Source organism: Paenibacillus farraposensis (assembly GCF_020736845.1).
GTDB classification, from domain to species: Bacteria; Bacillota; Bacilli; order Paenibacillales; family Paenibacillaceae; genus Paenibacillus; species Paenibacillus farraposensis.
In genome coordinates this window covers 1-11,787 of record NZ_JAFFQR010000041.1, presented here as the reverse complement: position 1 = coordinate 11,787, position 11,787 = coordinate 1, and the positions used below count along the sequence as shown (strand labels likewise).

The window sequence follows — 11,787 nt, the reverse complement described above, 5'->3', positions numbered from 1 at the left end:
CTGCTTCATTTAAAACTTGGCAAGACGGCGCATAGCTTCCTTTACTTTATCCTTGTTCAGCATATAAAACTTCTCCATTGGCGGACTGATCGGCATGGCTGGCACATCCGGAGCGCACAGGCGTTCAATCGGGGCATCCAGCTCGAATAAACATTCCTCATTAATAATGGCCGATACCTCAGCACCGATGCCACCCGTTTTGTTGTCCTCATGCACAATAAGCACCTTTCCGGTATGGCGTGCAGCTTCGATAATCGCCTGCCGGTCCAGCGGCTGGAGTGTGCGCAAATCCACAACGTGTGCGGTAATGCCCTCTTCCTTCTCCAATTCCTCCGCAGCCTGCATCACAAAATGCAGCGGCTGGCTGTAGCCAATGACCGTAATATCGTCGCCTTCACGTAGCAGATTCGCTTTGCCAATCGGAACGATATAATCATCCTCAGGCACTTCACCCTTGATCAGCTTGTAGGATTTTTTGTTTTCAAAAAACAGCACCGGATCAGGGTCACGAACGGCTGCTTTCAACAATCCTTTGGCGTCATAAGGTGTATAAGGGGCTACAATCTTCAGACCCGGCGTACCAAAAAAGATCGACTCCGGACACTGGGAGTGGTACAAACCGCCAAAGATCCCCCCACCGATTGGCGCCCGAATAACAACAGGACAGTTCCAATCGTTATTGGAGCGATAGCGGATTTTAGCCGCTTCACTAATAATCTGGTTCGTCGCTGGCAGCATAAAGTCCGAATATTGCATTTCGGCAATCGGCTTCATTCCGTACATGGCCGCACCAATCGCAACCCCGGCAATAGCCGACTCTGCCAATGGCGTATCCAGGACACGCTGCTCACCGAATTGTTCCATAAGGCCCTTGGTCGTCGTAAATACGCCACCCTTCACGCCGACATCCTCGCCCATCACAAAAACCGTTTCATCCTGCTCCATCTCTTCTTTCATGGCAAGACGAATTGCATCAATATATTCCATAATCGCCATAATTACCGGCCCTCCCCATCGCTGTCGGCATATACATGCAGCAGCGTATCTTCAGGCTTCGGAAAAGGAGCATGATCTGCGTATTCAATCGCTTCCTTTACCTCGAGCAGCAGCTCAGCCGCCAGATCAGCGTCCTTGGCCTCATCCCAGATGCCGCATTCGATCAAATAATTTTTCATGCGGGCTACGCCGTCCTTGGCCCAGTTCTCATCCACTTCTTCCTTGGTCCGGTAAGCGAGATCATTATCCGAGGTTGAGTGAGGAGACAGACGGTACATCATAGCTTCAATCAACGTAGGACCTTCACCGCGAACCGCGCGTTCACGCGCTACCTTCACCGCCGCATATACGGCCAGTGCGTCATTGCCATCGACTCGAACGCCCGGGAATCCGTATCCCAAAGCGCGGTCGCTGACCTTGCCCGCCAATTGTTTATGCATCGGAACCGATATCGCATATTGATTATTCTCGCACATGATGATGACCGGCAGCTTCTGTACACCTGCAAAATTGCAGCCTTCGTGAAAATCCCCCTGATTGCTGGAGCCTTCCCCAAACGTAACAAACGATACAAAATCCTTCTTCTGCATCTTGGCCGCCAGCGCGAACCCGACTGCATGCGGAACCTGCGTCGTCACCGGGCTGGAGCCTGTCACAATCCGCAGACGCTTGCTGCCAAAGTGACCCGGCATCTGACGACCGCCGCTATTTGGATCATCTGCCTTGGCAAATGCCGACAGCATCAGCTCACGCGGTGTCATGCCGACAGCAAGCACAAATCCGTAATCCCGGTAATACGGAAGAAAATAATCCTTTTCCCGATCCAACGCGAATGCCGCACCTACTTGTGCTGCCTCCTGACCAATGCCGGAAACGTGAAAGTTAATTTTTCCGGCCCGCTGCAGGAGCATATTGCGTTCGTCAAATTTTCTTGCAAGCAGCATATATTTGTACATGTCAATTACTTGTCCGTTAGTAAGTCCCAGCTGTTCATGCCTAAAGCCAGCGTCTACAGCGCCTTTTGAACTCATTGGGGCACCTCCTTAAGAATCAAAACATCCAGCTTTCAGTACCTAGTACCATCTTGTCTTAAAACCTGGTACTAAACTCTGACTAACCTCATTATAATCCTTTTCTCCCCAAAAAGAAAAGCACCGATTTATTCGACTCTTTTTATATGCCGATCGCCTGCCCATCAACGGCCAGCATCGCTTCTCCCAAAATTTCCGACAACGTTGGATGCGGGTGAATAAGCTGACCGACTTCCCATGGGGTAGCATTCAGCAGCTGTGCAAGGGCCGCCTCGCTGATCAAATCCGTCACATGCGTACCGATCATATGTACACCGAGAATATCGTTCGATTCCCCATCAGCAACCACTTTGGCGAAGCCATCCCGACTGCCATATACGAGCGATTTTCCGATCGCTTGAAAAGGAAACTTGCCTGTTTTCACCTGATGCCCCCGCTCACGTGCTTCTTGTTCTGTCAAGCCGACACTCGCTGCCTCAGGACGTGTATAAATGCAGCGCGGAATCAGATGATTCGCTACGCTGTGAAAATCTTCGCCCGCCAGATGATGAACCGCCTGCAAGCCCTCATGACTCGCCGCATGCGCCAGCTGCAAGCCGCCGATGCAATCCCCAATTGCATAGATATGCGGTTCATTCGTCTGTAAATGCTCATTAACTGCGATAAAGCCACGCTCTACCCGGATATCCGTATTTTCCAGTCCGATATTTTCTACATTCGCCTGACGGCCTACTGAAATGAGCAGCTTGGAGGCGCTGAGGGTTTCGGTTTCATCCCCTTTTTGTACATCAATCTGCATGCCTTTCTCATCCTTGCTGTACGTTTCAGCCAGCACTTGCGAGCCCGTCAGCACCTTGATTCCCCGTTTGGTTAACAAGCGCTGCATCTCCCGCGAAACGTCCTCATCCTCGGTCGGAATTAAGCGATTGGCCGCTTCAACCACGGTAACCTGCACGCCAAAATCATTCAGCATCGAAGCCCATTCCACACCAATGACACCGCCACCCACGATGATCAAAGAAGCAGGCAACTCTTCCAGCAGCAGCGCTTCGTCACTACTCAGAATCCGTTCGCCATCCGGCTCCAATCCCGGCAGCACGCGCGGGCGTGAACCGGTCGCAATCATGAGATGAGTCGGAACAACCGTCTCCATCTCGCCATTTTCCAGTTCTACAGCAACTGCACCGCTTTTGGGTGAAAAAATCGACGGTCCAATCACGCGTCCCGTGCCGCTCAGCACTGTGACTTTATTTTTGCGCATCAAAAATTGAACCCCTTGATACAGCTGCTCTACAACAGCTTCCTTTCGTTCCTGTACTTTAGGGAACACAAGCTCCGCCCCTGACGTCTCAATGCCATATTGCGCGCTTTCCTTAATCGTTGCGTATACTTCCGCACTGCGCAGCAAGGCTTTGCTCGGAATGCAACCACGATGCAGACAGGTGCCGCCAAGCTTGTCTTTTTCAATAATAACGACTTTCTTGCCGAGCTGGGCTGCACGAATCGCCGCCACATATCCCCCGGTCCCTCCACCTAAAATAGCAACATCACAATGTATAGTCATGATTTCCCTCCATTAACTATGATATATCGTTTATTGTACTCTCTTTATTTCTCAGTATAAAATATAGTTCCTGGGATACAGCTATTCATACAGTGCATCTCGCAATTTGGTAGACATCCTCGGGTTTTGAGCGGATTTGGCCCGCAAAGCATTGCGAAACGATTCATTTTGCTTGCGCAAAAGGTCTAGTTCTGCCTCCAGCTCAGAGATCAACACCTGTGCTTGCGTGCTTATCAGCCCTTGCTCCAGTAATATTCTTTTTCTGGCACTATAATCTGTACCATTTTGGCCCATACCTGTCCCCTCTTTCCTTCTTTCCACTATCCTTCACCATATCATGCTCACGGCAGCAGAGCAATGACAAGCCATTTGAAAAACTTTAATTAAAACAAAAAGGCTTGTACACAAACATGTCGAAAAACAATATATTTTTTCTGGTCTGTATACCGCTGATTATGGTAATCTATAATGGCCTTTTCTTTCGGAAAATGATGATTTAGAGCGTTATGTGTATGCTGCAGAGGGGGGAATTCGCGTTGCCTACAGGAAGAATTACGATTATTACAGGCCCCATGTTTAGTGAAAAATCCGGTGAATTGATCCGCCGCTGTCAAAAACTGATCCAATACGGGCACCGCAAGGTGATTGCCTACAAACCGGCTGAAGATAACCGCTATGCTACAGACGAAATTGTGAGCCGCATCGGGTATCGGTTGCCGGCTATTTCTATACCAAGAAAGCTCACAGACGAGCTCGTGCAGCGCATTTTGGAAGAAACAAAAGATGCCGACGTGGTCGCCTTTGATGAAGTCCAGTTTTTCAGCCGTCATATTATGTCCCTGATCCAAGAACTGGCTTATTGCGGTAAGCACGTCATTGCTGATGGTCTGAATCTGGATTACCGGGGCAAGGAATTCGGTTACATCGGTGGCCTGCTTGCGATGGCGGATGATATTGAGAAGCTGACTTCCTTTTGCGCTGTATGCGGCAGCTCGGAAGCAGTATTTACCCAGCGGATAGTAAATGGGAAGCCCTCGACAGTAGGGCCCATCGTCATGATCGGTGACTCCGAGGCTTACGAGCCACGTTGTCGCAAATGCTTTATACCGCCTCATAAAGTAAACTGCAATTAGCAAGAGGATGACTTTTTCCTGGCATCTTTTGGGAACGGATGATGCCCTTGGCCCGTTTATCCGCTTAAGCTGTACAAGCTTCCAGTTTGTCATTTGTATCCATGACCATGAGATTATCGGGAGGCGCGCTGATGAATTTTTTTAACAAAATCCTGGCCCGCGCAGGAATCCGTTCAGCCAAGGGCGATACATTGGTGGATTAAGTCGTATGTGGACCCGATCACATAACAGATGCACCGGAGGATTTGATCGACTGGCAGATTCGTAAGAGGGCGATACCATCCAAAGAAATCCCCACCTTTAACTACAGGCCGGGGATTATTTCAACTGCATTTGGGATGGTTCACAGCTGTATAGGATAGACTAAAGCGGCAGCATATCCTGTCTTTCTGCCTTATACTTGCACTTCTTGCATACTCCATACAGAGAACCATTGTTATCAGCATAAAAAGTTAATTTGTCTTCTTTTTTACAAAAGGAACACTTTTGCTTCCCTGTGTTCTGCATACCTGTTGGCTCAGTCGTCGTGCTGGAAGTAGCGGATACCTTAAATCTGAATGCGTTCCCAACACGAGACTGTCGGACAGGCTTACGGGGACGAAATTCAACTACATTGCTGTTTCGCTGCCCATTCATTTGTTTTTTGCTGCCGCGACTACGCCGTACGGCAACAACAGTGACAATGCATCCCAAAGCCGCCAATGCCCCGATGCTCACCCAGGTTAGGTTATTCCACATGTTCATCCCTGCCTTTGCTTTAAAATCTCTCTTGGATCACTCGCCCACGCTCTGTTTCAACACGACTTGAAAATCCCTGTTCGCCGTATATTTTTTGGCGAGAGCAATCAAATCACTGGAAAGAACCCTTCCTTCGTTTGGCTGCTCTTTAGATATTTAAATCATTTATTGCTTATCATTATAACATTGAGTGAGCGCCATCACCATATTCAGGAAAAAGGTGATATTGCAGAAAAAAAGCCGCTCCATAATAGAGCGGCTCGTCCCTCAAAGCAATGAATTATCAGTGCGCAGCATTTTAAATTAAACTTTGAATTTGCTGATTTGTCCTTGCAGATCCTCTGCCATCATAGACAGGTTTCTTGCGGATGAGGCAATTTCCTCCATCGAGGCCAGTTGCTCTTGAGTCGCAGCAGACACGTGCTGTGTCCCGGCTGCAGCTTCCTCGGCAATCACTGAGATTTGTTTGATAAAACCAACAATCTCATCGGTACTTGCAGACATTTGCTCCGATCCGGCAGATACCTCTTCAATTTCACTTGCCACTTTATTAACCGTTTCCTGAATCACTCCAAAGGATGCACCTGCATTTAGCACGACTTCCCGGCCTGTCATGACATCTTGACCATTGGCAGCTACCGCCTCAATCGCATGTGCGGTATCCTTTTGAATCAATCCCACAAGCTCTGTAATTTGTTGGGCAGAATGGGCAGACTGTTCAGCCAGCTTGCGTACTTCGCCTGCAACTACAGCAAATCCGCGACCGTGTTCTCCTGCGCGGGCCGCTTCAATGGCAGCATTCAGGGCCAGGAGGTTGGTCTGACTCGAAATATTGGTAATCACATCAATAATCTTGCCAATTTCATCTGAACGCTCTCCCAATCCAGCCATCAGATCCGCCAAGCTATTCATGGAGTTATTTACAGCATTCATTTGCGTCACAGCCTGCTGGATCATCTGGTTGCCTTCGGCCGATTTGTGAGCCGCATCCTGTGCCGATGCAAATACATTTTGCGCACGAATGGCAATTTGTTCCACACCAATAGACATTTCTTCAATGGCCTGGGACGATTTGGTCACCATATCCACCTGTTTTCCCGTCCCTGTAGCCACTTCTTGCACCGTTTCCGTTATTTGTGCAGAAGCTTGGCTATTTTGCTCTGCGCTGGCCGTCAATTCCTCTGAAGAAGTGGTTACCAGTCCAGTCGTGTTGCTAACGGACTGAATCAGTTGGCGAAGGTTCTCAACCATCTTATTAAAGGAATGGGACAACATGCTGATCTCATCCTTGCCCTTTACTATTATAGCTTCACTTGTGAGATCACCCGAAGCAATGCTTTCAGCAGCACGACTGATTCGGAAAATGGGTTTGGAAATAATTTGCGCAATGATGATTGCCATAATCAGTGCCAACAAAACAGCAGCAATACTCAATATAATGACTACTTGTCTACCCGAGATAAAGTTGTCAACGGCTTCTTGCGTAATCTGTTTTGAACCATCTGAGTTCAGCTCAATAAGTTGATCGATCGTATCGCTCGCACTATAAAACAGCGCATAGGACTCTTTGTGCAGAATGCTGGATTGAACATAATCATTAGCTTTCCCTGCCGCAATTACCGCTGGCAGCTTATCCAGGTATTCTGCATATTTTTTAGAGAAATTCTCGTACATTTCACGTTCTTTAGGACTGGCAGTTAGTTTTTCGTATATTTTCCGGTCGATCTCGACCTTTTTCAAAACCTTATCGTATTCCGCCTGAACCTTCTTCACTTCCGCTGGGTCGCGTTCAACAATAATATTCAAGGAGAGCCGTTCTACATCAGATACGTCGCCGTTCAGCGTTCCCAGAATCGCTACACTAGGCATCCAACGGCTATCGATTTCCATCGATTTATCACCCAGGTTTTTCATTTTGGAGATGGACACTAAGCTAATGACGATCAATAAGGCAATAACCGAAAGAAAACCCAATAACAATTTTGCTCGGATATTAAACTTCATATTTTCGCTCCTTAATCTCTTGTAGTACATATTATATCGACAACAATCGACAAATTGTTTATACAAAATTTAAGAGATTTTAGAACTGTATCCAATAGGGAAACTTTTTGTACGGTTTAGTGCAGCTAAATTCGGTTAATTTTATAAACCGCGTTGGGACTATTTATTTCACGATCTCCAACAGTTGTTCCGCCATATAGCGAGGGGAGTGGTGAAAATCCCGATTCACCCACTCTATGATCATCCCCAGAATAGCGTAAGCATAATAACTGGTCTGAATCTCCCGATTGATGTGATTATTCTCCTGTGTATTTACATAAACGAAAAACCAGTCCAACACAAAAGTGTCGGGCTGGTTTATATGTTATACCATGATTTTCAGGCGTGGGCAGGTTGTAGAGCTACTTAAAGAACTCTACATGATTGATGATCAGCTTTCTGAATGGGGAGAGCAGCAAAAACGTGAGCTTGAATCCAATATTGCTCTGTTGTTAGGTCGAGAACTTGAGGAGCTGGAACCAAACCTACATAAACTAATTGTGAGGAATGTCCCCAATCTGGTAGCACTACATAATGTAGCAATACAGAATATTACAAACGAAAACTATACACAGCCCTTTGTTCAGCAAATCTCCGCACACCGATAGTATAGGAAGGGGATGAATAGAAGTTTTTCCGATACTTGTAATGATTCTTTAACTGGAATTCAACTGCTTTCTTCCTCAAACTCTTAGGTAGTTCTTTGGGATTAATCTTATTAATCATTCCTAAATATGTATAAAAATTAATGTCCTTAGTCACTTTATCAACAGAACTTTTACCTAAAGCTGCCGTGATACTTTTTAAATCTTTAAAGAAAAGAACGTTTCCTTCATCATCCGAACAATATAACAGATGGCTAATCAATTAGTCAATAGTTTTTTTACATTCTAAATTACAGTATAAAAAAACTGAATTGTTGGATTTAAACTTAGATTATTTAAACTTTAAGCGCGATGATTCGTTACATCATAATTAATATGAAGCTGACAAATATCATATATAGGAAGCGAAAAATTCGAGCCGCCATTTTGTCGGAAAAATTGATCCTACTCCATCCGTTTTCACCAAGCCACATCCTTGAAAGTATATGCATTATGTATAGACTTTTATTGCCTACCCAAGTACAACAATTTGTCACGGTGGATGTCGGAGCATGGTGAGTTAATTTTGACTCACCTTCGTTTGAAGAAAGGTGTATGCAAATATCATCCCTCTTTATTCAGATAGGTTAATTACACAAAAAAGCTCGCTCCCTATTGTTTAAGGAGCAAGCTTAATATTTCTTATATAGAACTGGTATTGTAATGCAACTTACTTATCTTCATCATTAAAAATAGCTTCAAACTCTTCATCTGTGTAATCTCTATTGCTAGGTACATGATAACGCTGGGGAAGTCCATTATGATCTAATACATGATCAACGATCCCATCCCTATCCGAAACAACAAAAGTAATTTCATCATCGCCTTCATAACTTTTTGGCGTGATATCAGCCAAAACCAACCAAGCAGCACCCTCAACTCTGTAGAATTCCGGGTAAAATTTTACGGACTTCTCAGTGTCATCATGAATTACACCGTATAGCTTATATTTTTCTTGATAATCCTGAGCAATTTTTCTAGCTTGTTTAGCTGTTAAATTAGTATTCACTCTTTCGTCCACTATTCTTCATATCCTTTCCAACTAGGCAGAGGCCACTGTCCGTTTCTCAATTTATAAATATATCTCTGTGCTTCGTATATTTCAGAGGAATTAAATTTGTCTTTACTTTTCATAATTTCATTATAAACATACTCTTCTTTTTCTATAGTCGATAATTTCATATATTTTTCTTTTCCAAGTTCTCCAAAGTGTTTTGCATGATAAGATTCGTGAATCGCACTTAAGTAAGAAGCATCAGGACGTAAAATAATTTGTCCTGTACTAGGATTAAATCCACCTACAGCTTTTTCAGGAAGTATGGCTCCCTTTTTATCAATCAAAACCTTTACATCAATATCATTCATTTCTTTTTTAAAAGATTTTCTCACTAACATTCATAATTTTCAGTCCATCTGGTGTCATTCTTCTCTGACCACTTACAGGCATCTCTTCCCACGATTTCAAATCCAAATCATGGCCTTTGGGAAATGGTCTTATCTCACCGTTAAATTTTATAGTATTCCCAATCCCAAGTTTAGGCTTGATTATTGAGCTGACTCCTCCAAATAATCCTGCCGTACCGATCATATTAGCCCAGTGTTCCTTTGACCAAGCGTTGCTAGGGTTAAATGCTCCCTGAATCATACCCGTTACTCCAAATGTACCGAAATTGAGCATGTCATTCCATGAATCGTTTTGTTTAGCTGCCCGTTCCATGTACCCTTGATACATTCCTTTTGGAATACCAAATGTCCAATAGTCTAAAAACTCTCCTACTGAATCATAGCGTTTTTCATATCTTTCCTCAGCAGCGTCTACAAAATCCTGGCCTAGTTCAGTTAAACTATTTCTGGAATGCATTCCGTGTATCTGGAGCAGGAACAGCACATGAATTCGGTGGAGGTGGTAAACAACTTGCGTCAATGTTACCTGCTTCCATCAGATCAGCTAATCTAAATTTATCCGCATGATGACGCAATTCTTTTGCTATAGATTCCGTAAGTGTAACAAAGTCAGCCATATTCTTCTGAGAGGTTTGGAAGGAATAGTAAAAATGTTCTTTAGTCAGTCCTTCCCACAATTGTCCCATAGATGAAATTTGTTGTACTAACTGACCATTCATTTGAGTTACTAATTGTTGTGCCTGTTCGAATTGCTTCGTGATGCCAAGTTCCTGAGCAATATTGGCTTGTGTTTTTAGCATAGGGATTAAAATTATTTGACTCCCTGTCAGTATGCTGGTTATTTCCATCTCTCACTCCATAAATCCTCTCTAACTCAACAATACATTTTGAAGCCAAGTACAAATCAAAAAGGCTAGACGGAATAACCATCTAACCTCTTGATAATAGTTGATTTTCTAAGGTCTACTGTGATCTTGAACCTGAGAGCATTTTATTCTCAGATTCCCCGTGATGACCTGTTGGTTTATAATTAGAGCCGTTTTAGGAGTGTATTATTTCAAAGCCTTTTTCATTCCGATTTTATTTATGTTTAAGCACCCCCAATTTGGTCATTAGGTTGTATCCTCTGATTGTGGATGTTTGATTGAACAGGTACAGTAACAATAAACAAAAAGCTAGCCGCGATGATCAGTAGTACCATTTTTTTTAACATTGTCTAACCACACCTTTTCAATAAGATTTAAATACTCCGCTTTGGTTTGAGGAACCGCATGAGCACGAAAACGCTCAAACAGCCCTATGCAGTTTATATAATAAGTCTCATTATTTAGTGTATGATAACTTACCATTGCATAGAGCAAATGTTTGAAACCATCACTATACATGTCTTGATGTAAATAATAATAGGCCAACTCATAACCAAATCGTGCAAACTGCTCTGGTATGACTTGTTTAGTATACACGTCAGATGATAACTGCTCTTGTTGCACAAATGAGTCAATAACCGTTTCAAAATGTTTAAGTATATCATTTATATTTAGCTCATATCGGTTTGCAGCAAGCATTACGTTTAACAGCTTAGTAACTATTTCTTTCGTTATATTTGTTGATGTAATGTACTCAACGTATTCCGTAAGCACACTTGTATCCCCAGACAGGAGTTTATTAACATAAGTATTACCTTCTGCCCACTGTTGAAACAAGCCGATCCAATGTCGGGTATCCTCGTCTGTCTCTTTTACCCAATCTAAATTAGCGTAGGCGTATGTATATTGTAGAGCTTGTTGATAATCGCCTTGGGCTTCACAGACACTTGCACACAGTAAATCGGCATAGGCGATGTATACAAACATAGGACGACTTAGCTTTTTTGAGGACTCATCACACTCTCGACTCTTCTGTTGGTGTTTCAAAGTATATTGGATTTCCGCTTTAGCTCTCATTTTTTTCGCCATTTCATCAACCTTGTCCCAATTACGCAAAGACCTGTACACGTTTGCCAAATCCTTCAAAGCGTCAAGCTGGTCTATTTCATCCAGACGTTCGACAAAGGCTTCAAAAACGGCTGCTACCCTAACATTTTGGTTTTGATCATCCCCAATTTGAATCGTGAACATACGGTACTGACAAATCGCCAAACGCTCGGAGTGCTGATATTTCTCCACTTCTGCCACGTTCTCATAGAGTATCAATGCCGCTTCATGTTGACCCTGCGCGAATAGGTCTTCCGCAAT

General features: G+C 44.1%; 12 protein-coding genes and 1 pseudogene. 2 read left to right on the top strand and 11 right to left on the bottom strand.

Features of this window, described 5'->3' with window-relative positions:
* Positions 1-9 precede the first annotated feature (9 nt).
* The 4 genes from JO375_RS06910 to JO375_RS06895 form a co-directional block, all read right to left on the bottom strand.
* The gene (locus JO375_RS06910; RefSeq protein ID WP_229523758.1) at positions 10-996 is read right to left on the bottom strand and encodes an alpha-ketoacid dehydrogenase subunit beta; all 987 of its coding nucleotides are present in this window, start codon (positions 994-996) and stop codon (positions 10-12) included.
* Between the two features lie 2 nt (positions 997-998).
* Positions 999-2,027 carry a thiamine pyrophosphate-dependent dehydrogenase E1 component subunit alpha gene (locus JO375_RS06905; RefSeq protein WP_229523757.1) on the bottom strand — a complete coding sequence of 343 codons (1,029 nt, stop codon included), beginning with the start codon at positions 2,025-2,027 and terminating at the stop codon, positions 999-1,001.
* Between the two features lie 142 nt (positions 2,028-2,169).
* Entirely contained in the window at positions 2,170-3,591 is a 1,422-nt protein-coding gene (lpdA, locus tag JO375_RS06900) for a dihydrolipoyl dehydrogenase (protein WP_229523756.1), read from the bottom strand.
* A gap of 81 nt (positions 3,592-3,672) precedes the next feature.
* Positions 3,673-3,885 (bottom strand): hypothetical protein, encoded by a 213-nt coding sequence (locus JO375_RS06895; RefSeq protein ID WP_229523755.1) that lies wholly within the window; start codon positions 3,883-3,885, stop codon positions 3,673-3,675.
* Between the two features lie 242 nt (positions 3,886-4,127).
* Here JO375_RS06895 and JO375_RS06890 point away from each other — a divergent pair, with 242 nt between their 5' ends.
* Positions 4,128-4,724, top strand: a complete 597-nt coding sequence (locus JO375_RS06890; RefSeq protein ID WP_322098708.1) for a thymidine kinase — start codon at positions 4,128-4,130, stop codon at positions 4,722-4,724.
* 363 nt (positions 4,725-5,087) lie between these two features.
* Here the strand turns inward: JO375_RS06890 and JO375_RS06885 are convergent, their stop codons facing one another.
* From JO375_RS06885 to JO375_RS06875, 3 genes are all read right to left on the bottom strand, one after another.
* Positions 5,088-5,462: a hypothetical protein gene (locus tag JO375_RS06885; protein ID WP_229523753.1), complete on the bottom strand. Its 375-nt coding sequence runs from the start codon at positions 5,460-5,462 to the stop codon at positions 5,088-5,090.
* Positions 5,463-5,765: 303 nt separating this feature from the next.
* Positions 5,766-7,466: a methyl-accepting chemotaxis protein gene (locus JO375_RS06880; RefSeq protein WP_229523752.1), complete on the bottom strand. Its 1,701-nt coding sequence runs from the start codon at positions 7,464-7,466 to the stop codon at positions 5,766-5,768.
* A 163-nt stretch (positions 7,467-7,629) separates the two neighbouring features.
* Positions 7,630-7,806, bottom strand: a complete 177-nt coding sequence (locus JO375_RS06875) for a TetR-like C-terminal domain-containing protein (RefSeq protein WP_229523751.1) — start codon at positions 7,804-7,806, stop codon at positions 7,630-7,632.
* Between the two features lie 79 nt (positions 7,807-7,885).
* Here JO375_RS06875 and JO375_RS06870 point away from each other — a divergent pair, with 79 nt between their 5' ends.
* A complete protein-coding gene (locus JO375_RS06870; RefSeq protein ID WP_229523750.1) occupies positions 7,886-8,113 on the top strand; it encodes a hypothetical protein in 228 nt (75 codons plus the stop codon).
* A gap of 706 nt (positions 8,114-8,819) precedes the next feature.
* On the opposite strand, the gene JO375_RS06865 is transcribed toward JO375_RS06870, so the two are convergent.
* The 4 genes and pseudogenes from JO375_RS06865 to JO375_RS06855 all read right to left on the bottom strand — a co-directional run.
* The gene (locus JO375_RS06865) at positions 8,820-9,170 is read right to left on the bottom strand and encodes a hypothetical protein (RefSeq protein ID WP_229523749.1); all 351 of its coding nucleotides are present in this window, start codon (positions 9,168-9,170) and stop codon (positions 8,820-8,822) included.
* Positions 9,170-9,544, bottom strand: a complete 375-nt coding sequence (locus tag JO375_RS24740) for a zincin-like metallopeptidase toxin domain-containing protein (protein ID WP_322098705.1) — start codon at positions 9,542-9,544, stop codon at positions 9,170-9,172. The genes JO375_RS06865 and JO375_RS24740 overlap by 1 nt, the downstream gene beginning before the upstream one ends.
* A 112-nt stretch (positions 9,545-9,656) precedes the next feature.
* Positions 9,657-10,353, bottom strand: a pseudogene (locus tag JO375_RS24735) (WXG100 family type VII secretion target); the annotation flags it as partial.
* Between the two features lie 375 nt (positions 10,354-10,728).
* On the bottom strand, positions 10,729-11,787 hold a 1,059-nt coding region (locus JO375_RS06855), incomplete at its 5' end, for a tetratricopeptide repeat protein (protein ID WP_229523748.1).